18 protein-coding genes, 3 pseudogenes and 1 riboswitch are annotated in these 18,566 nt (G+C 74.3%); of the genes and pseudogenes, 5 read left to right on the forward strand and 16 right to left on the reverse strand.

Translation table 11 applies throughout. The annotated features are described in order from the left end of the window. Positions 1-12 precede the first annotated feature (12 nt). The 7 genes and pseudogenes from RM780_RS20785 to RM780_RS20810 all read right to left on the reverse strand — a co-directional run bounded on the left by RM780_RS20785 (position 13) and on the right by RM780_RS20810 (position 4,427). A complete protein-coding gene (locus RM780_RS20785; protein WP_311632338.1) occupies positions 13-705 on the reverse strand; it encodes a class I SAM-dependent methyltransferase in 693 nt (230 codons plus the stop codon). A gap of 48 nt (positions 706-753) precedes the next feature. After that, positions 754-1,083 (reverse strand): glycine-rich domain-containing protein, encoded by a 330-nt coding sequence (locus RM780_RS20790; protein WP_311632339.1) that lies wholly within the window; start codon positions 1,081-1,083, stop codon positions 754-756. Positions 1,084-1,337: 254 nt separating this feature from the next. Then, positions 1,338-2,088 (reverse strand): annotated as a pseudogene (locus RM780_RS20795) (Scr1 family TA system antitoxin-like transcriptional regulator). Positions 2,089-2,113: 25 nt separating this feature from the next. Further along, the gene (locus RM780_RS20800; RefSeq protein ID WP_311632340.1) at positions 2,114-2,248 is read right to left on the reverse strand and encodes a DUF6879 family protein; all 135 of its coding nucleotides are present in this window, start codon (positions 2,246-2,248) and stop codon (positions 2,114-2,116) included. Positions 2,249-2,291: 43 nt separating this feature from the next. Continuing rightward, positions 2,292-2,456 (reverse strand): annotated as a pseudogene (locus RM780_RS27890) (DUF6879 family protein); the annotation flags it as partial. A gap of 257 nt (positions 2,457-2,713) precedes the next feature. Next, positions 2,714-3,571 (reverse strand): poly(ethylene terephthalate) hydrolase family protein, encoded by an 858-nt coding sequence (locus RM780_RS20805; protein WP_311632341.1) that lies wholly within the window; start codon positions 3,569-3,571, stop codon positions 2,714-2,716. A 58-nt stretch (positions 3,572-3,629) separates the two neighbouring features. Next, positions 3,630-4,427 (reverse strand): TetR/AcrR family transcriptional regulator, encoded by a 798-nt coding sequence (locus RM780_RS20810; protein WP_311632342.1) that lies wholly within the window; start codon positions 4,425-4,427, stop codon positions 3,630-3,632. 160 nt (positions 4,428-4,587) lie between these two features. Here RM780_RS20810 and RM780_RS20815 point away from each other — a divergent pair, with 160 nt between their 5' ends. Next, positions 4,588-5,580, forward strand: a complete 993-nt coding sequence (locus RM780_RS20815; protein WP_311632343.1) for an ATP-binding cassette domain-containing protein — start codon at positions 4,588-4,590, stop codon at positions 5,578-5,580. Then, positions 5,577-6,434, forward strand: a complete 858-nt coding sequence (locus RM780_RS20820) for an ABC transporter permease (RefSeq protein ID WP_311632344.1) — start codon at positions 5,577-5,579, stop codon at positions 6,432-6,434. Before RM780_RS20815 ends, RM780_RS20820 begins: the two co-directional genes overlap by 4 nt. Positions 6,435-6,515: 81 nt before the next feature. Here RM780_RS20820 and RM780_RS20825 read toward each other — a convergent pair whose 3' ends face one another. From RM780_RS20825 to RM780_RS20840, 4 genes are all read right to left on the reverse strand, one after another. Further along, positions 6,516-7,418, reverse strand: a complete 903-nt coding sequence (locus tag RM780_RS20825) for a M23 family metallopeptidase (protein WP_311632345.1) — start codon at positions 7,416-7,418, stop codon at positions 6,516-6,518. Positions 7,419-7,423: 5 nt separating this feature from the next. Beyond that, positions 7,424-7,624: riboswitch (cyclic di-AMP (ydaO/yuaA leader) on the reverse strand. A gap of 359 nt (positions 7,625-7,983) precedes the next feature. Then, positions 7,984-9,195 carry a dipeptidase gene (locus RM780_RS20830; RefSeq protein ID WP_311632346.1) on the reverse strand — a complete coding sequence of 404 codons (1,212 nt, stop codon included), beginning with the start codon at positions 9,193-9,195 and terminating at the stop codon, positions 7,984-7,986. Next, positions 9,192-9,719 (reverse strand): 5-(carboxyamino)imidazole ribonucleotide mutase, encoded by a 528-nt coding sequence (gene purE, locus RM780_RS20835; protein ID WP_311632347.1) that lies wholly within the window; start codon positions 9,717-9,719, stop codon positions 9,192-9,194. The genes RM780_RS20830 and purE overlap by 4 nt, the downstream gene beginning before the upstream one ends. Further along, on the reverse strand, positions 9,716-10,873 hold the full coding sequence (locus RM780_RS20840; RefSeq protein ID WP_394813034.1) for a 5-(carboxyamino)imidazole ribonucleotide synthase: 1,158 nt from the start codon (positions 10,871-10,873) through the stop codon (positions 9,716-9,718). Before RM780_RS20840 ends, purE begins: the two co-directional genes overlap by 4 nt. 138 nt (positions 10,874-11,011) lie before the next feature. On the opposite strand from RM780_RS20840, the gene RM780_RS20845 reads away from it, so the two are divergent. Next, complete coding sequence (locus RM780_RS20845) at positions 11,012-11,509, forward strand: GtrA family protein (protein WP_311632348.1); 498 nt, start codon at positions 11,012-11,014, stop codon at positions 11,507-11,509. 408 nt (positions 11,510-11,917) lie between these two features. Here RM780_RS20845 and RM780_RS20850 read toward each other — a convergent pair. The 4 genes and pseudogenes from RM780_RS20850 to RM780_RS20865 form a co-directional block, all read right to left on the reverse strand. Further along, positions 11,918-13,153: pseudogene (locus RM780_RS20850) on the reverse strand (ATP-binding protein); the annotation flags it as partial. Positions 13,154-13,166: 13 nt separating this feature from the next. Next, positions 13,167-13,847: a response regulator transcription factor gene (locus RM780_RS20855; RefSeq protein WP_311632349.1), complete on the reverse strand. Its 681-nt coding sequence runs from the start codon at positions 13,845-13,847 to the stop codon at positions 13,167-13,169. A gap of 104 nt (positions 13,848-13,951) precedes the next feature. Continuing rightward, positions 13,952-14,455, reverse strand: a complete 504-nt coding sequence (locus RM780_RS20860) for an ATP-binding protein (RefSeq protein ID WP_394813035.1) — start codon at positions 14,453-14,455, stop codon at positions 13,952-13,954. 226 nt (positions 14,456-14,681) lie between these two features. Then, complete coding sequence (locus RM780_RS20865) at positions 14,682-15,062, reverse strand: STAS domain-containing protein (RefSeq protein WP_311632350.1); 381 nt, start codon at positions 15,060-15,062, stop codon at positions 14,682-14,684. A 246-nt stretch (positions 15,063-15,308) separates the two neighbouring features. Between RM780_RS20865 and RM780_RS20870 the strand changes: the two genes are divergently transcribed. Next, positions 15,309-16,214 carry an RNA polymerase sigma factor SigF gene (locus tag RM780_RS20870; protein ID WP_311632351.1) on the forward strand — a complete coding sequence of 302 codons (906 nt, stop codon included), beginning with the start codon at positions 15,309-15,311 and terminating at the stop codon, positions 16,212-16,214. A gap of 81 nt (positions 16,215-16,295) precedes the next feature. Continuing rightward, positions 16,296-17,012 carry an MOSC domain-containing protein gene (locus tag RM780_RS20875; RefSeq protein ID WP_311632352.1) on the forward strand — a complete coding sequence of 239 codons (717 nt, stop codon included), beginning with the start codon at positions 16,296-16,298 and terminating at the stop codon, positions 17,010-17,012. 206 nt (positions 17,013-17,218) lie between these two features. On the opposite strand, the gene RM780_RS20880 is transcribed toward RM780_RS20875, so the two are convergent. Further along, positions 17,219-18,538 (reverse strand): MFS transporter, encoded by a 1,320-nt coding sequence (locus tag RM780_RS20880; RefSeq protein ID WP_311632353.1) that lies wholly within the window; start codon positions 18,536-18,538, stop codon positions 17,219-17,221. Positions 18,539-18,566: the final 28 nt, after the last annotated feature.

Consider the following 18,566-nt stretch of genomic DNA (forward strand, 5'->3'; position numbering starts at 1 on the left):
CGGCGGCTCGTGTCATCGCGGGCTGCCGCCGCGGATGGCCCGGATCAGCAGGGTGCCCACCGTGCGCTTCCCGCCCCGCGGGGCGTCCAGGACCGTCGCGGTCGCCTCGCGGAAGCCGTGGTCCCGCAGGAGGGAGCACCAGGCTTCGGGCTCGTGGTCCCAGCGCGTGACGATAGCGGGGTCCTCGTCGGCGCCCCGGGGGATGTACGCGGCCTGGCGGCCGTAACAGCCCTCCCTCGGCGGCCGTTGGGACATCGCGAGGACGCCGCCGGGCCGGATGCGCGCGTGGACGGCCGGCAGCAGTGAGGCGGGGGCGCAGAACCAGGCGGCGCCGAACACGCTGTAGACGGCGTCGAAGACGGCGGGCGTCTCCGCCAAGTACGCCAGGGCGTCCGCCCGGTGCCACTCCGCGCCAGGCACATCGGCCCACCGCTCACGGGCCTTCCGCAGCTGCTCCTGCGAGAGGTCCACCCCCACGGCCTTCATCCCGAGCGCGGCGAGGTGGGCCGCGTTCCCGCCGGCCCCGCACCCGAGGTCGAGCACGCTGTCCCCGGGCCCGAGCGCGAGCACTTCGGCCCCGGGCCCGTGGTCGGCGTACTGCGTCCAGTTGAACCACGTCCTCTCCCCCCACTTGTTCGCCTGCCGCCGCGGCTTCTCCGCCCTGGCGTAGACGTCCCAGGCTGCTGCGCTTTCGGTATCGGACACCTGTCGTCCTAGTCGTCCTTCTGAACGCCGGGCGGCTGGTAGTGGTTGTCACCTGTTGACCGGGCTGCCGTGGCACCCGGCGTAGCTCTGGCTGCAGTCCGCCGCCGCGTTCTCGGGCCAGAAGTCGGGGTCGATGGCGAAGCCCGCGGCGCGGATCGCGTCGCGGGTCCTGGCCATGGCGGCGCGGCCCTCAGCCGGGTCGTGGCCGCGCCGGTCCGGCACATGGTGGATGAAGCCGGTCCCGAGCGCCGCGCAGAACGCGGCGTACCGAGCGGTGTGCAGGACGAAGGCGTGCCAGAAGAGGCCGACCCGCAGACTGGGGGTCATCCTTCCGGTGACGTCGATGGCGGAGGCGAGGAAGGCCGCCATCTGATCCACGCCCCTTTCACCGAGGTCGTCGGTGAGGTCGGGCCCAGTAGTCCTCGCGCACGACCGCGATCAGGTCCGCCCGCGTTTCGGGGCCGATCAGACGCAAGACCTCGGTCGGGGAGGGCCGCGAAGCGCGGCCCTGTAAGGCTTCGTGGGCAGTGGTCACGTCAGTGTCTCCCTCGCTGGACAGCTCGGTTTCCTGCGTCGACCGTAGGAGCCGGCGACTCGCAGGGGCCATCTTGTTGCACTTTGTTGCGGGCGAACTACGGAAGAGAATCGATGGCGCCATTGTTCAAGGCGCGGGCGCGGGGGCCGTACACCGCCATGCCGGCGAGGCGCCCGAAGGCCCGGCGGCAGACCTCCACCTACGCAGGGAGCGGGGGATGATGCCGAGCGATACGGCGGGATACGACATGGCGGCCAGAAGATGGCCGAGTTGGTCCGCCATCACGGCGTTGTCTCCAATGCGGTGGGTCAGTACGTCCTCCTCGACAACCAGGACGACGCGGTGGACCCGTCACGGGCGATGTGCGAGCGCTCCACGCGAGCGGCGGCCTCCTCACTGACGTCATCCGGGAGTCCACGGAAATCCGCGATCAATGCCAGCAGGGCGTGGGCGTACGCTTCCGTCTGAAGGAGTCCGGGCATGACGCGGGAGCAATACACGCGGAACAGCTCCGTGCGCTCGTAAAGCGGGACGTTGGCTTGCCGGAGCCGGCGAAGCCCCGTGCGCTGCATCCGGCGCCATTCGACGTACATGGTGTCTGCCGAGCGGGACGCGGCGATGAGGTCGACTGCCTGTCCCTCAGCGCCGCAGGCCGTGCACCATGCCCTGATATCGGCGTCGGAGGGTGTCGTCCTCGTGGCCTCGATGCGGGAGCTCTTCGCCTTGCTCCAACCGCAGCGATCGGCCAGTTCTTGCATCGTCAAGCCGGCATCCAGGCGTAGTTCCTTGAGCCGCGCCGCGACGGAGGCGCGGGCGGCACGCGTGCTGGAGAGCGGCGAGGAGGACAGGGGCCGGCTGCGGTTCAGTAAGTGATCAGACCCAGAAGTTCTCGTGCGGGATGCCGCGTTCCCAAGCGGCTTCGAATGACATGGCGAACAGCTTGAGGAGGGCCGGGTCGGAAGAGAACTGGTCCCGGACGAGGGAGCCGTCTCCGGCGAAGTGGTGCACCCTGGTCAGCGCCGACCGCTCCGGCGATCTGGTCGTGAAACGGCCGCCACCAGGATGACCGGTTGTCCCAGTCGATGCGGGCTCCCCCTCGCCACGCGGCAAACCGCTCGTTGTCGCCGTAGTCGTCGCGCATCTCCAGGTGGACCGCCGAACGGTCCGTGTCACGGAGGCACTCAGCGAAGCTCGGCTGCTGAGCGTTCTGCTGCATCGCACGCCTTCCGGATCTGCTCCACCATGCGGGCCGGGATGCGGATGACTGCTTCCGTCTTGTCAAGAGGGCGTGGCCGGCGCGGCCCTTCCGCGGCCGGAGGCAGGCACGTAGTCCTCGCAGGGAACGGCGTGCCTCAGCGCGACGCGTTTCTCTGCGTGGTAGGGCCCCGGGTTGCCGTCGGACACGACAGTTCGGAGCGTGGGCCCGGGGCGTCCACGCCGTCGGGGCGTTAGCAGCGTTGTCGGGTAAAGGCGTCAGGGCGCGCGCAAGCGCTTCGTGGCCTGGTCGCGCCAGGCCGGGTTGGTGAGGAGTTCGGCGGGGCCCGTGAAGGCCGTGGCGGCGCGGGAGTCGGAGAGGAGTTGGTAGCGGAGCCAGGCCGTGAGGTAGCCGCGGTAGCGACCGCCGTCGTCGGCCACCTCGTCGTGGTCGGCGCCGGTGAGGATGCCGAGGGCGGCGGGGCCGGCGACGCGGTCGTAGTAGCGGCGCTGGGTCTGGGGCGGGGCCATGACGTAGTCCGTGCTGCCGCCGATGAGGAAGGTGGGGACCCGGACGCTCTGCGGGCTGATGCGGTGCTCGGGGACCCAGATCCAGAACTCGTCGGGGAGGGCGACCGTCGCCAGCGCGGTGATCAGGCCCCGGCCGTTGACCGTGGCGTTGACCGCGCCGCCCGCGCCCTGGGAGTGGCCGGCGGCGGCGACGCGGCGGGGGTCGAGGCGGTTGTGGAGGTCGCTGCGCGGGTCGTCGTTGAGGGCGAGGACGTGGCGGGCCGCGGCCAGGATCTCCTCGCCGGTGCCGGTGAACGTCTCCTCCGCCGCCGCCACGACGAAGCCCCAGCCCGCCAGGTGCTCCAGCAGGCGACCGTAGTAGTCGGGCGTAGCCCAACTGCCGTTCCCCCAGGTGAGGACGGGGTGGCGCAGGCCGTTGGCGCCGAGGCGGGCGGGGCGGTAGACGCGGACGCCGTCCTCGGCGGTGACCGTGGCCGGGGAGTGGGGGCCGCGGGCGATGAACCGCTGCTCGACCGAGCCGGTGGCCTGGCCGGGCCAGGCGGCCCAGAGCCCCAGGGCCCCGGCGCCGGCTGCCGCGAGGAGACCGCGTCGGGTTGTCTTGCGCACGTCGCTCACATCCTGGGGGGCTCGCGTGGCCCGTGGGGGAACTGCTCAACGAGCGATGCTAGTTAACGCCCGGCCCCTCGGGAACCCCCGCGCCACCACGCGCTGCCCGGTGCGCCCGCGCGCCGATGAGCGCCTCCACGCCGTCCAGGATGAACGACAGGCCGTACTCGAAGTCCTCCTCCGGCCCCGAGCGTTCGTCCCCGAAGCCGCCCGCGCGCGCCACCCGTGCGAGCGTGGGGTAACGCCCGTCGCCGGCCACGCGCTCCAGCATGGCCGCGTACGCCTGGCCCCACTCGGAGTAGCCCACGCCGGTGCGGGGCGCCGCGCGGCTCATGGCGAGCTGCTGGCCGGCCTCGAAAAAGGTGTAGCCGCTGAGGATGGAGAGCACGCCGACCATCTCGCCCTCGTCGAGGCCGGTGCGGGCCAGCCGGGAGAGGGCGGCCTCCATCCAGGCGAGGTTGTTGGGGCCCATCGGGGGCGCGCTGATGGGAACGTCCAGCATCCAGGGGCGGGCCAGCAGCAGGGCCCGGGAGGCGCGGGCGAAGGCGGCCAGGCCGCCGCGCCAGTCCTCCGGCCACGCGGCGTCGTCGGGCAGCCCGGTGGCCATCTCGAACATGAGGTCCACCAGGTCGTCCTTGCCGGGGACGTAGCGGTAGAGGGACATCGTCGTCACGCCCAGGCGCTCGGCGACCCGGCGCATCGAGACGGCGGCCACGCCCTCGGCGTCGGCGATCTCCACGGCGGTGGCCACGACCCGGTCCAGGGAGAGCGAGCCGCGCGGGCCCCGGCTGCCGGGCGCGTGGGTGCGCCAGAGCAGGTCGAGGAGGTGCCCGGGGTCCCTCCGGTCGTCCGCCATGCCTGCCCGTCTCCTGCCTTCCGCCTTCCGTCCGGCCCGGCCACCGGAAGACCCTCCGGAGCGAGCCGGAGCGCTGGACCGCATCCTAAAACTGTGTAGGGTGTAGACCCAAGTCTACGGTGTACACGGTTTCGGGAGATCCGGGAGAGAGGAACGGCCGATGGAGCGGGAGGACGGCCCGGCGATAGCCGCCGAGGGCCTGCGCAAGCGGTTCGGGCGCGCTGCCGCCCCGGCGCTGGACGGCGTGAGCCTGTCCGTGCCCCGGGGCGTGGTGCACGCCCTGCTCGGGCCGAACGGCGCGGGCAAGACCACGACCGTCCGCGCGCTGGCGACGCTGCTGCGCTACGACGCCGGCCGCGCGGCGATCTGCGGCCTCGACGTGGCGCGGGAGCCGGAGCGGGTGCGCGAGCGGATCGCGCTGACCGGGCAGTACGCGGCGGTGGACGAGCAGCTCAGCGGGCGGCAGAACCTGGTGATGTTCGGGCGGCTGCACCGGCTCACCCCGCGCGCCGCCCGCCGCCGGGCGGAGGAGCTGCTGGAACGCTTCGGGCTGGCCGGGGAGGCCGCCGGGCGCAACGCCGGGACGTACTCCGGCGGGATGCGCCGGCGCCTGGACCTGGCTGCCGGTCTCATCCGCAGGCCGGAGGTGCTCTTCCTCGACGAGCCGACGACCGGCCTGGACCCGCGCAGCCGCAACCAGGTCTGGGAGGCCGTGCGCGGCCTGGTCGCGGAGGGCACGACGGTGCTGCTGACCACGCAGTACCTGGAGGAGGCCGACCAGCTCGCCGGGCGGATCTCGGTGATCGACGCGGGCCGGGTGGTCGCGGAGGGAACGGCCGACGAGCTGAAGACGCGCACCGGCGGGGACAGGGTGGAGGTCGTGGTGCGGGACGCCGCCGACCTCGGGCCGGTCGCGGCGATCCTGGGGCGGGTGTGCGGGGCCGAGCCGGAGACCGACCCGGACACCCGGCGGGCCGCGGCGCGGGCGGCGGACCGGGTGGCCGCGCTGACGGGCGTGGTGCGGGCGTTGCAGGAGGCGGGCATCGCGGCCGAGGACATCGGCACCCGGCGGCCCACTCTGGACGAGGTCTTCCTCGGCCTGACCGGGGCGGCAGGGGCGGCAGGGCCCGAGCGGGAAGGCAGGGCGGCGTGAGCGGGGCGACGGCGGGGGCAACGGTCGGGGCGGGCGCCGGGGGCCGGCCCGGTCCCATGGCGCGGCTGCGGCGCGCGGTCGCGGACGGGCGGGTGATGACCCGGCGGAACATGGCCCACCTGGTGCGCGCGCCCGAGGAGATGGCGCTCTACTTCACGCTGCCGGTGATGTTCGTGCTGGTCTTCGGGTACGTCTTCGGCTCGGGCATGCGGGTGCCGGGCGGCGGCTCGTACCGGGAGTTCCTGCTGCCGGGGGTGTTCGCGATGACGATGCTCTACGGCATGGGCGCGACGGGGACGGCCGTGGCCATGGACGCGGGGCGGGGTGTGGTGGACCGGTTCCGGTCGATGCCGGTGGCACGTTCGGCGCTGCTGACCGGGCGGAGCGCGGCGGACCTGCTGCGGGCGCTGCTGGAGATGGCCGTGCTGGTGGTCTGCGGGCTGCTCGTCGGCTGGGAGTGGCACCGGGGCGCGGGGCGGGCGCTGCTGGCGGTCGCGCTGGTGCTGGCGCTGCGGGTGGCGGTCACCTGGATCGGGATCTGGCTGGGCCTGGTGGTCCGCAACCCCGACACGGTCGGCACGATCGTCTTCCCGCTGGCGTTCCCGCTCACCGCGCTCTCCAACGTCTTCACCGCGCCGGAGCTGATGCCGGGCTGGCTGGCCACGGTGGCGGAGTGGAACCCGCTTTCCGCGACGGTGGCCGCGATCCGGGAGCTGTTCGGGAATCCGGGCGTGGCGGGGACGGGCTCGTGGGCGGCCGAGCACCCGCTGCTGCTGGCGGTGGCCTGGCCCGTCGCGCTCACGGCCGTGTTCGCGCCGCTGGCCGTGCGCCGCTACCAGCGCCTCTCCGCCTGAGGCGGACGGGGCGGGAAAACGCCGCTCGCCCCGCCCGGGCACGGGGCCGGGCGGGGCGAGCGGTCGGGGACGGGGCGCGGGTCAGATGGCCACGCCGTTGGCCCTCAGGTAGGCCAGCGGGTCGACGTCCGAGCCGTAGTCCGGGCCGGTGCGGACCTCGAAGTGGAGGTGCGGCCCTGTGCTGTTCCCGGTGGAGCCGGACAGGCCGATCTGCGTGCCGGCGGAGACCGCCTGGCCTGCCGAGACGGAGACCGAGGACAGGTGGGCGTACTGGCTGTAGTGGCCGTCGGCGTGCCGGATGACGACCTCGTTGCCGTAGGCGCCGCCGGTGTTGCCCGCGGAGACGACCTCGCCCACGCCGATGGAGACGACGGGGGTGCCGGTGCCCACCGCGAAGTCCACGCCGGTGTGGTAGCCGGAGGACCAGGAGGAGCCGGCCAGGCGGTAGGCGGTGGAGGGCGCCGCGTCCACGGGGGCGGTGAAGCCGCCCGCGCTCGCCTCGGGCGCCGGGGCCGGCTCGGGCTCCGGGGCCGGCTCGGGGGCGGGCTCCGGGGCGGGCTCCGGGGCCGGGGCGGCGGCCGGGGCCGCGGCGGCTCCGGCCAGGGCCAGCTCCTGGCCCGGGAGGATCAGCCGCGGGTCCTCCCCGATGACCTCGCGGTTGGCCGTGTAGAGGGTCTTCCAGCCGCCCTCGACGCGGTGCTCGACGGCTATCTCGTAGAGGGAGTCGCCGGACACGACCCGGTAGGTCTCGGCGGCACCGGAGACCGCGGCGGCCGGGGCCGCGGCGGGCAGCGAAACCGGCAGGGAAACGGCCGCGGCGGGCCGCTCCGCGGGCTGGGCGGCGGGCTGGGCGGCGCTCGCCCCGCCGGCCGCGATCAGCGGCCACGCCACGCCGGCGCCGCCGGCGGTGAGGGCGAGGGAGACGCGGGACAGGCGGGAGCGGCCCCAGGTCCTGGGGCGACGGTGGCGTCCGCGAGCGGGCATAGCGGTGCTCCTCTCCAACGCCTGCGAGGTGAGCTGTCGGGTTCGGGCTGGAGTAGTTGCCCGGCCACGGCGGAATCCGGACGCGTGAGGGACACGCGCGGGCCGGATCCGGCGGTGGCTTCACCCCTAGCCGGGCCCCGGGGATTCGGGTCCGGCGGGAAGTGGGTCCCCCGCTCCTGTCACACGGAATTCTGCGTTTCCGCTGCCGGTGACAGGATTCGGCGTCCGGGAGCGGATCGCCGCGGGTGCGGCGCGGAGAGCACCGTAAACCGATGAATTCGGACGGGACAAGAAAGTCGGGGCCTACGCTCCATGATCGGAAATACCGCGACGAATATTCCGCGACGCAAAGCGAGGAAACCGTGACGCTGCGCGCAGCGGTCAATTACGGGTAAAGGCTCAACTGCGGCGCGCGGAAAGGGCGTTGAACGGAAGGGCGGGAAACGGCCCCGGCCGGGGGCGTTCCGGTTGCGCGCCCGCGAGTGACCTCGGTCACCCCACGCGCCCCGCCGACCCCTTTGGGTCGATTGCCCGTTGTGCCGGTTTCGGGGGCGGGCGCCCCCGGTCAGCCGTCAAGCTGCTCGATGGTCGCCAGCGAGGGGCCGCGCCGCGCGGACAGGTCCCGGGCGACGGCCTCCGCGTCCGCGAGCACCCGGGCCGCGTTCCCCCAGGTCAGACGCGCCACCTCGGCGGCGGACCAGCGCCGCCGCAGCAGCTCCGCGATCAGCCGGGGGTAGCCGTCCACGCCGCCCAGGCCCTCGGGCAGGTGGGTCGTGCCGTCGAAGTCCCCGCCGATGCCCAGGTGGTCCACGCCCGCCACCGCCCGCATGTGGTCCAGGTGGTCCGCGACCGTGGCCACCGTGGCGCGCGGGCGCGGGACGTTCTCCTCGAACTCCGCCAGCAGCCGCATCGCGGACGGGCTCCGGTCCAGCGGGTCGTGGCCATGCGCGCGCAGGTGGTCGTCGGCCCGCTCTGACCAGGCCACGGCCGCCGGCAGCACGAACTGCGGCACGAAGGTGACCATGGCCACCCCGCCGTTCGCGGGCAGGGCGGCGAGCACGTCGTCGGGGACGTTGCGCGGGTGGTCGCACACGGCACGGGCCGAGGAGTGCGAGAAGAGCACGGGCGCCTCGGTGACCCGCAGCGCGTCCCGCATCGTGGCCGGGGCGACGTGGGAGAGGTCCACGAGCATGCCCAGGCGGTTCATCTCCCGCACGACCTCCTCGCCGAAGGCGGTCAGGCCGTCGTGGCGCGGGGCGTCGGTGGCCGCGTCCGCCCAGTCGGTGGTCGCGTTGTGGGTCAGGGTCAGGTAGCGCACGCCGAGGCGGTGGAACGTCCGGAGCGTGGCGAGGGAGTTGTTGATCGTGTGGCCGCCCTCGGCGCCCATCAGGGAGGCGATGCGGCCCTCGGCGCGGGCCAGCTCCATGTCCTCGGCGCTCAGCGCGGGCCGCAGGTCGGCGGGGTAGCGGGCGTGCAGCATCCGCACGGCGTCGATCTGCTCCAGGCAGGCGCTGACCGCGCTGTCCCCGGTGTGGGCCACCGAGACGTACACCGACCAGAACTGCGCCCCGACCCCGCCGGCCCGCAGGCGCGGCAGGTCGGTGTGCAGGCGGGCGCTCTGGTCGGCGGCGATGTCGCGCCGGGAGAGGTCGTAGCGGACCTGTTGGCGCAACGCCCAGGGCAGGTCGTTGTGCCCGTCCACCACGGGGTGCCCGGCCAGCAGCCGGCGGGCCTCGGCCAGCTCCGGCCCCTCGGCCTCCGGCGCGGGCCCGCTCACCCCCGGCCGCCCGCCGGGGCCGGGGCCAGCGCCTCGCGCAGCCGGCGTCCCTTCTCGGTGGCCTGGAGGCGCAGCGCGTCCTGGAAGGCCACCATCCGCTCGCGCAGCTCCGGGTCGTGGGCGGCCAGGATGCGGACGGCGAGGAGCCCGGCGTTGCGCGCGCCGCCGATGGAGACGGTGGCCACGGGGACGCCCGCGGGCATCTGCACGATGGACAGCAGCGAGTCCATGCCGTTGAGCTGGGCCAGCGGGACGGGGACGCCGATGACCGGGAGCGCCGTCAGCGAGGCGAGCATGCCCGGCAGGTGGGCCGCGCCACCCGCGCCCGCGATCACCGCCTTCAGGCCGCGGGCGGCGGCCTGCTCGCCGTAGGCCACCATCTCGTGCGGCATGCGGTGCGCGGAGACCACGTCCGCCTCGTACGGGACGGCGAACTCGTCCAGGGCCTCGGCCGCGGCGCGCATCACCGGCCAGTCGGAGTCCGAGCCCATCACGATGCCGACCAGGGGGGACGTGCCGCTCATTCGTCGATGACTCCTCGCAGGTAGTCGGCGGCGTGCCGGGCCCGCTCGCGGACCTCGTCCAGGTCGGCGCCGAAGGCGGTGACGTGGCCGACCTTGCGGCCGGGCTTCACGTCCTTTCCGTACAGGTGGATCTTCAGGCCCGGGTCGCGCGCCATGCAGTGCAGGAACGCCGGGTACAGGTCGGGGTAGTCGCCGCCCAGGACGTTGGTCATCACGGTCCACGGCGCGCGGGGGCGCGGGTCGCCCAGCGGCAGGTCCAGGACGGCCCGCAGGTGGTTGGCGAACTGCGAGGTCACCGCGCCGTCCTGCGTCCAGTGGCCCGTGTTGTGGGGGCGCATGGCCAGCTCGTTGACCAGCAGGCGGCCGTCCGCGGTCTCGAACAGCTCGACGGCCAGGTGCCCGGTGACGTCCAGCTCCTTGGCGACGCGCAACGCCAGCTCCTGCGCGTGCAGGGCCAGCGGCTCGGGCAGACCGGGCGCGGGGGCGATCACGGTGTCGCAGACGCCGTCGACCTGCACGGACTCCACGACGGGGTACGCCACCGCCTGGCCGTGCGGGGAGCGGACCACGCCGGCGGCCAGCTCGCGGGTGAAGTCCACCAGCTCCTCGGCGAGCACCGGGACCCCGGCGCGGAAGGGATCCTCGGTGGCGCGGGCCGCCTCGGCGGAGCGGACCACCCACACGCCCTTGCCGTCGTAGCCGCCGCGCACGGTCTTCAGGACCACGGGCCACCCGGCGGCCCCTTCGTCGGCCTCGGCGAAACGGCGCACGTCCTCGGGGCCGTCGACGATCCGGTGCCGCGGGCAGGGGATGCCCAGCTCGGTCAGGCGGGCGCGCATCACGCCCTTGTCCTGCGCGTGGATCAGGGCGGCGGCGCCGGGGCGCAGCGTCACGCCCTCGGCCTCCAGGGCCCGGAGGTGGGCGGCGGGCACGTGCTCGTGGTCGAAGGTGAGCACGTCGCAGCCGCGGGCGAAGGCCCGCAGGGTGTCCAGGTCGCGGTAGTCGCCGACCGTGACCTCGGGCGCCACGCGCGCCGCGGAATCCCCCGGGCCGTCGCTGAGGACCCGGAATCCGACCCCGAGGGGAATGCCCGCCTCCAAGGTCATGCGGGCGAGCTGGCCGCCCCCGACGATGCCGACCACCGGAAATGTCACGCACCCAGAGTAACGGGCGGCGGGGAACCGTCGGGCACCCGCGCTCGTCCATCGGAGAGCGGCGGTCGGGCCGGGTCGGGCAGCGGGCGAGGGAGCCACATGAGCGGCGGCGGGAAAAGGCTGGTTAGCATGGCCGCCATGACGGATTCGCCCACGTTCCGTGACCGCTTGCGCGGCCTCGCCGACGAGGTCGCGAAATTCGGCGCGGTCGGGGCGTTCGGCTTTCTGGTCAACGTCGTGGTGTTCAATCTCTGCACCCAGGGGGCCGGGCTCGCGCCCGTGCGCTCGGGGGTGATAGCAACGACCGCCGCGATCTGCACGAATTACTTCGGGAACCGGCACTGGACGTATCGCGACCGGGACAAGTCGCGGCGCAGCCGGGAGGCCAGCCTCTTCCTGCTCTTCTCGTGCGTCGGCATGATCATCGAGAACGGCCTGCTCGCCCTCTCCCACTACGGCCTCGGCTTCACGTCGCCGCTGGCCGACAACCTCGCGAAGAACGTCCTGGGTCTGGGCATCGGCTCCCTCTTCCGCTTCTGGTCCTACCGCACGTGGGTCTTCCGCACAGCACCGGCCCCCGAAACATCCGCCCCGCCCCCCGAGCCGGTCCGCGCGGGTCCGTCCCCGACGCCCTGAGCCATGCCCTGCGGGCGGCCGGGCCGGTACGGGATCACGCCGTGGCCCGGCAGGTACGCGCGGCGCCGCGGCGGGGCTTGCGCCCCGGCCCGGCGCTCCCGCTCATGGTCCGCTTCGCGGACGGGCGGCCTGCCCTGGCCCCCGCCGGGCGACCCGTTTTGCCTCGCGGCCGGTGCCCCCCTCCGTGACCTGATCCGGCTCTCGGCTCGAACCCCCCTCGCCCGTCTGATCCGCTTCGCGGCCCTGACCGCGGCCGTCGCCCTGATCCGCTCCGCGGCCCTGACCCCTGTCATCGGCGTGATCCGCCCCGCGGCTCGAACCCCCGTCATCGGCGTGATCCGCCCCGCGGCGCTGACCGCGGCCGTCGCCCTGATCCGCTCCGCGGGCCAGCCCCTTCCGGTGCGCCTGATCCGCTTCGCGGCTCAGGAAGAGCGCGAAGATCGGCGGTCGTTGCTGGAGGAGTTCGAGGCGGCCGCCGTCCGCCTCGGCCAGGTCGCGGGCGACGGCCAGGCCCAGGCCCGTGGAGTTGTGGCCGCTGACCGTGCGCTCGAAGACGCGGGCGCCCAGCTCGGCCGGGACCCCCGGGCCCTCGTCCGTGACCTCGATCACGGCCTGGTTGCCGGTGGTCCGGGTGCGCAGGGCGACCGTTCCCGAGCCGTGCATCAGGGAGTTCTCCACCAGGCAGGCCAGCACCTGGGAGACCGCGCCCGGCGTGCCCACCGCGCGCAGGCCGGGCCGACCGGAGTGGACGATGACGCGGCCCGCGCTGCGGTAGGCGGGCCGCCACTCCTCGGCCTGCTGGAGAACGATCTCGTCCAGGTCGAAGCCGACGGCCGAACCGAGCTTGGGATCACGGGAGTTGGTCAGGAGGCGCTGCACGACGTCCGTCAGGCGCTCGACCTGGGCCAGGGCGATGGCGGCCTCCTCCTTGACCGTACCCGGGTCCTCGGTGCCGATGATCTCCTCCAGGCGCATGGTGAGCGCCGTCAGCGGCGTCCGGAGCTGGTGGGAGGCGTCGGCGGCCAGTCGGCGTTCGGCCGTGAGCATCCGGGCGATGCGCTCGGCACTGGCGTCCAGCACGTCGGCCACCCGGTCCAGCTCCTCGACCCCGTACCGGCGGTGGCGCGGGCGCGGGTCGCCCGAGCCCAGGCGTTCCGCCGTCTCGGCCAGGTCGGTCAGGGGCGCGGCCACCCGGTGGGCCTGCCGGACGGCCAGCAGGGCGGCGGCGATGACGGCGAGCAGGGCGACGATCAGGATGATGGTGAGCATCCGCCCGATCTCGTCGTCGACCATGCTCTCGGGCTGGCCCACGGTGATCGTCTCGCCGTGGACGCCGGTCTCCTCGGCGGTCATCAGCTCCTTGCCGGCCAGCTCGCTGCCCAGCTCGACCACGGGCTGGCCGGGCATCTCGATGCGCACGTAGCGCTTGGCCGGGGCGGCGGCACGCATGGCCTCGGCGGTGACCGGCTCGTCGTTGGCGATGCGGCTCTCGACGTCGCCGAGCAGGCGGGAGACCTCTGCCACGAGGCCGTCGCGGGCGCTGGACTCGATGGAGCGGGCCTCGACGAGGAAGAGCGAGACCCCGAAGACCGCGACGACGACCAGGACGACGGCGAGGGTGGAGTTGATCAGACGGCGGCGCATGCCGGGGCCCCCGTCAGCTCTTCTCGAAGCGGAAACCCACTCCCCGCACGGTGGCGATGTAGCGGGGATTGGCCGCGTCGTCGCCGAGCTTCTTGCGCAGCCAGGAGATGTGCATGTCCAGCGTCTTGGTGGAGGACCACCAGGTGGTGTCCCAGACCTCGCGCATAAGCTGCTCGCGGGTGACCACGCGCCCTGCGTCCCGGACCAGGACGCGCAGCAGGTCGAACTCCTTGGCGGTGAGGTGCAGCTCCTCCTCGCCCATCCACGCGCGGTGGGACTCGACGTCGATCCTGATGCCGTGCACGGCCGGGGCGGCGGCGCCGGACTCCGCGCTGCCCCGCCGCAGCAGGGCCCGGACCCGGGCCAGCAGCTCGGCCAGCCGGAACGGCTTGGTGACGTAGTCGTCGGCGCCGGCGTCCAGGCCGACCACGGTGTCCACCTCGTCGGCGCGGGCGGTGAGCACCAGGACGGGCAGGCCGTGTCCCTCGGTGCGAAGTCTTCGGCACACCTCCAGGCCGTCCATCCCCGGCAGGCCCAGGTCGAGGACGACCAGGTCCACGTCCCCCCGCAGCCCCGCCCGCAGCGCCCCGGGGCCGTCCTCCCGCACCTCTACCTCGTATCCCTCGCGGCGCAGCGCTCGGGCCAGCGGCTCCGAGATGGACGCGTCGTCCTCGGCGAGCAGTACTCGGGTCATGGGCCCGATGGTAGACGGCCTTGGCTGACCTGCCAGGAACGCCGACGGGAGCGGAGCGGGGCACGAGGGGGCGCGGGGAGGAACGGCGAGGGGCGGGAAGGGGGTCAGTCCTGGGTGGGGGCGGCCAGCTCGGCCCAGACGGTCTTGGCGCCGGTCCCGGGCGGGGCCCCAGCGTCGCGCAGCACGCCCCAGTCCAGGCACAGCCGCTGCACGATGAACATGCCGTGCCCGCCCGGCTTCCCGGCGGCGCGGGTGGTCTGGAGGGCGGGAACGCCCTGGGCGCGGTCGCTGACCTCGATCCGCAGCAGCTTGGTGCCCCGGCCGATGCGGACCTCCTCGGGGCCGCCGGCGTGCAGGCAGGCGTTGGTCACCAGCTCGGAGACGACCAGCAGCACGTCCTCCGCGGCGGCGCGCTGCTCCTCGGTGGTGGCGGGCAGCCAGTCCCAGTCGTGCAGGGCCGCGCGGGCGAACTCGCGAGCGCGGGCGACGACTCCGGGGGCGCCGGCCAGGTGGAGAGTGCGCACCTGGAGGAGGGGCTCGGACAGCTGATCCCGGTCCCGGGGGCCGGGTCCGCCCCCGTCCCCGGCGAACGGCCGGGTGGTACTCAATGGCGCCTCCCCTCACCGCATCGCCGCGCCCGTGGCTGACTGATCCGCGTGGTCCCGATCCCGCCGGCGGGCCCTGGTGCGCCGGCCGGCTGCGCCGGGCCCCGGTGCCGGGGCCGGCGTGATGGTCTCCTGCCCCGCCGGGCGGGGACCACACCCGCCCGTTCCCGGCAATAGTGTGACGCGACGGACCCGCTTCCGTACAGCGGGCCCCGCCGCCGCGCCCGGCTCACTCGCCCGGGAGGGCCGCCAGCGCGTCGTCCAGATTCCGGTGCACGGTGAAGACGGCACCGGCGCCGGTGATCTCGAAGACGCGGGCGACGATCGGGCGCATGCCGGCGAGGTGGACCTGGCCACCGGCGGCCTCGGCCTCCATCCGCGTCCCGAGGAGGACGTTCAGCCCGGTGGAATCGCAGAACTCCAGGCCCGAACAGTCGATCACGATGCGGGGGCAGCCCTCGGCGACGCAGTCGTGGAGCGTCGTCCGCAGCTTCTCGGCCGTGTGGTGATCCAGCTCACCCGCCGGCGAGACCACCGCGGAAGCGCCCATGCGCCGCACGGCGACCGCCAGCTGGCGCCGGTTCGTCTCGCCCGGCATCGCACGGTCCATGCAGCCCCCTTCGGATCGGAGCGCGGTCCTGGCTAGGTTCGAAACCTTAGCCCGTCAATCCGCGAGCCAACACCCGAACAACCCGGACAAAGAATGCAATTCGGGTGGAGCAGGCTTGCCATGGCCGCCGTGCAGCGGGTAGGTCTAGTGAACGTCCGTATTCACTCGCCGGCCTCGGAGGCGCCGCACCCCGCAGTGCACATGGCTTCGGCAGCCATATGCCGAGAAACCACGGAGGACAGAGACATGTCACCGGCCGCTCGCATTCAGATTCCCGCTGCTTCCGCTGATTCCGCCGACCCCACCGGCGGCGCCGCTCCGGCGCAGGGCGCCGCGGCGGAGGACGCGCTGGCACCCCTGCCCGAGATCCCCCCCTTCGACGAGGTCGCCCCGCAGGACGCGCGCGCCTTGTCCAAGAGCCTCTTCGCACGGCTGAAGCTCCTCGAAGAAGGCACCCACGAGTACGCCTACGTACGCAACACCCTCGTCGAGCTGAACCTGGCGCTGGTGAAGTACGCCGCGTCGAGATTCCGCTCCCGCAGCGAGCCCATGGAGGACATCGTCCAGGTCGGCACCATTGGGCTGATCAAGGCGATCGACCGCTTCGAGGCCGACCGCGGGGTGGAGTTTCCCACCTTCGCCATGCCGACCATCATCGGCGAGATCAAGCGCTTCTTCCGCGACACCTCCTGGTCGGTCCGGGTGCCGCGGCGGCTTCAGGAGCTGCGGCTCGACCTCGCCAAGGCGGGCGACGAGCTGGCGCAGAAGCTGGACCGCTCCCCCACCGTCGCCGAGCTGGCCGAGCGCCTGGGCATCAGCGAGGACGAGGTCGTGGAGGGCATGGCCGCCTCGAACGCCTACACCGCCAGCTCCCTGGACGCCCAGCCCGAGGAGGACGACTCCGAGGGCGCCCTGGCCGACCGCATCGGCTACGAGGACCACGGCCTGGAGGGCATCGAGTACATCGAGTCCCTCAAGCCGCTGATCGCCGAGCTGGCGCCGCGGGACCGGAAGATCCTCTCGCTGCGCTTCGTGGCGAACATGACGCAGTCCGAGATCGGCGAGGAGCTGGGCATCTCGCAGATGCACGTCTCCCGCCTGCTCGCCCGCACGCTGGGCCGCCTGCGCCGCGGCCTGATGGCCGAGGACTGACGCCCGCCCCCGCCCGCCGTCCCCCGGGTCCCCGCGAAATGCGCGGGACCCGGGGGACGGCGGGCGGTTAGGGTCGCGGGCATGCCGCGCACCGACGCCGCCGACCCGGCCGTTCCGCCCACGTCCGCCACGCCCCGCGTGCTCACCGTGAACGTGGGCCGCCCGCGCCCCTCACCCGACACCCGGGCCCCCGGCGGGCTCACGGGCATCGACAAACGCCCCGTGCAGGGGCCCGTCGAGGTGTCCGCGCCGGGGCCGGCCGGGGTGGGCGGCAGCGGGCTGGCCGGGGACGCCGTCTGCGACCTGGACCACCACGGCGGGGACGACCAGGCCGTCTACGCCTACGCCCGCGAGGACCTGGACCACTGGGAGGCGGCCCTGGGCCGGGAGCTGTCCAACGGCCTCTTCGGCGAGAACCTCACCACCGCGGGCATCGACGTCAACGCCGTTCTGATCGGGGAGCGTTGGCGGCTGGGCCCCGCGCTGCTGCTGGAGGCCACCTCCCCGCGCATCCCGTGCCGCACCTTCGCGGGGCGTCTGGGGGTGGACGGCTGGGTCAAGCGCTTCACGGCCGGGGCCAGGCCGGGTGTCTACTTCCGGGTGCTGCGGCCCGGCCCGGTGCGGGCCGGGGACCGGGTGGAGGTCGTGCACCGGCCGGACCACGAGGTGACCTCCGCGTTCCTCTTCCGCGCCCTGACCACGGCTCCCGAGCTGCGTCCCCGCGTCATCGCCGCCGGCGAGGCCCTGCACGCCGAGGCCCTGACGAAGGCCCGCGCCTGGGCGGCGGCTACGGGCTGAACGCCCGGGGCGGGCACGGCGGGCGGTGAACGGCCGGGGCGGGCACGGCCGTTGGGGAACGCCTGCGGCGGGCGCGGCCGTTGACGCGTCGCGCCGGGACGGCGCCGCCCGCGGACGTCCGGGCCGCTCACGGCGGTGACGTCCCGCGCCGCGGCGGTTCGCCGTGAATGTCCCGGCCGCGCACGGTCGTTGACGGACGGCCGCGGTCAGGGCGTTTCGCCCAGGGTCTCGCGCAGGATGCGGGGGCTCAGGCGGCGGCGGACGAAGAGGGCCGTCAGGGCCAGGGAGGCAGCCGCCACGAGGAGCGGGACGCGCAGGGACGCCTCGCGGCCCCACAGGGGCTCGGTCAGGGCGGCCAGGGCGCCGCCCGCCGCCATGCCCAGCGGGATCGCGCCCCAGCCAAGCAGCCGGTAGGCGCCGTTGACCCGGCCCAGCAGGTGGTCGGGGATGACCGTCTGCCGCAGCGAGACGGTGACGACGTTCCACAGCACCACGCCGAACCCGCTGACGGACATGGCCGCCCCCACCAGCACCGCGTGCGAGGCCAGCCCGGCGATCGCGTAGACCACCACGTCCACGGCGAGCACCGCGGACAGCACGCCGGAGGGGCCGAGGCGGCGGCTGACGGGCGCGGCCAGGAAGCCGCCGAGCAGGGCGCCGAGGCCGCCCGCCGAGGCCAGCACGGCGAAGGCGACCGGGCCCAGGCCCAGCACCTCCTGGGCGTACAGGACGTAGACGGCCTGGGCAGCGGAGAGGGCGCCGGTGACCGCGCCGAGGGTCAGCGCCAGGCGGCGCAGGACCGTGTGCCGCCACAGCCAGCCCAGGCCCTCGGCGATCTCGCGCCGCATGCTCCGGACCCCGGCGGCGCCGGCGCCGCCGGGGGCCGCGGCGCGGTAGGAGCCGGGCAGCAGGAGCAGGGCGACCAGCGCCAGGGCGGCGGCCCCGGCGTCGAAGAAGAACGGCGCGGCCAGGGCCAGGCCGGTCAGCGCGCCGCCCAGGGGGCGGGCCAGGAAGTCCTCGGTCACGATCATCGTGGACATCAGGCGGCCGTTGGCGCGGGTCAGCCGGTCGCGCGGCACCACGGAGGGCAGCAGCACCTGGGAGGTGTTGTCGAAGAGCACCTCGCCGAAGCCCAGCAGCAGCGCGCAGGCCAGGAGCAGCGGCAGGGTCAGCGCGTCCAGCGCGACCAGCAGGCCGACGAGGCCGACGGCCGCCGCGCGGGCCGCGCTCATCGCGACCATGACCCGGCGCCGGTCGAGGCGGTCGGCCAGCACCCCGGCGGGGAGGCTGAACAGCAGCCAGGGCAGCCGCTGGGCGGCGGCGGCCAGGGCGACGAGCACCGGGTCTGAGGTGAGGGTGGTCGCCAGCCACGGGAAGGCGATGCCGGTGGCGCCCTGGCCGAGGTTGGTGAGGGTGGTGGCCGACCACAGGGTCCAGAACGGCCGTCCCAGGCCACGGGGTTGAGGCGCGGGCGGCGCGGTGGCGGGGGCGTCCTCCTCCGGCGGCCGGGTCAGTTCCTCGCTCATGGTGCCCCCTCCCCGGGCCGCGCGGCGC

The organism is Streptomyces boetiae (genome assembly GCF_031845405.1).
Lineage (GTDB): Bacteria > Actinomycetota > Actinomycetes > Streptomycetales > Streptomycetaceae > Streptomyces > Streptomyces boetiae.

What these genes read in the sequence shown, in the direction of transcription:
- purE (WP_311632347.1), bottom strand. Translation starts at nt 9,719, where the DNA reads ATGAGCGGCACGTCCCCCCTGGTCGGCATCGTGATGGGCTCGGACTCC.
- RM780_RS20845 (WP_311632348.1), top strand. Translation starts at nt 11,012, where the DNA reads ATGACGGATTCGCCCACGTTCCGTGACCGCTTGCGCGGCCTCGCCGAC.
- RM780_RS20880 (WP_311632353.1), bottom strand. Translation starts at nt 18,538, where the DNA reads ATGAGCGAGGAACTGACCCGGCCGCCGGAGGAGGACGCCCCCGCCACC.
- RM780_RS20825 (WP_311632345.1), bottom strand. Translation starts at nt 7,418, where the DNA reads ATGCCCGCTCGCGGACGCCACCGTCGCCCCAGGACCTGGGGCCGCTCC.
- RM780_RS20870 (WP_311632351.1), top strand. Translation starts at nt 15,309, where the DNA reads ATGTCACCGGCCGCTCGCATTCAGATTCCCGCTGCTTCCGCTGATTCC.
- RM780_RS20855 (WP_311632349.1), bottom strand. Translation starts at nt 13,847, where the DNA reads ATGACCCGAGTACTGCTCGCCGAGGACGACGCGTCCATCTCGGAGCCG.
- RM780_RS20865 (WP_311632350.1), bottom strand. Translation starts at nt 15,062, where the DNA reads ATGGACCGTGCGATGCCGGGCGAGACGAACCGGCGCCAGCTGGCGGTC.
- RM780_RS20875 (WP_311632352.1), top strand. Translation starts at nt 16,296, where the DNA reads ATGCCGCGCACCGACGCCGCCGACCCGGCCGTTCCGCCCACGTCCGCC.
- RM780_RS20815 (WP_311632343.1), top strand. Translation starts at nt 4,588, where the DNA reads ATGGAGCGGGAGGACGGCCCGGCGATAGCCGCCGAGGGCCTGCGCAAG.
- RM780_RS20810 (WP_311632342.1), bottom strand. Translation starts at nt 4,427, where the DNA reads ATGGCGGACGACCGGAGGGACCCCGGGCACCTCCTCGACCTGCTCTGG.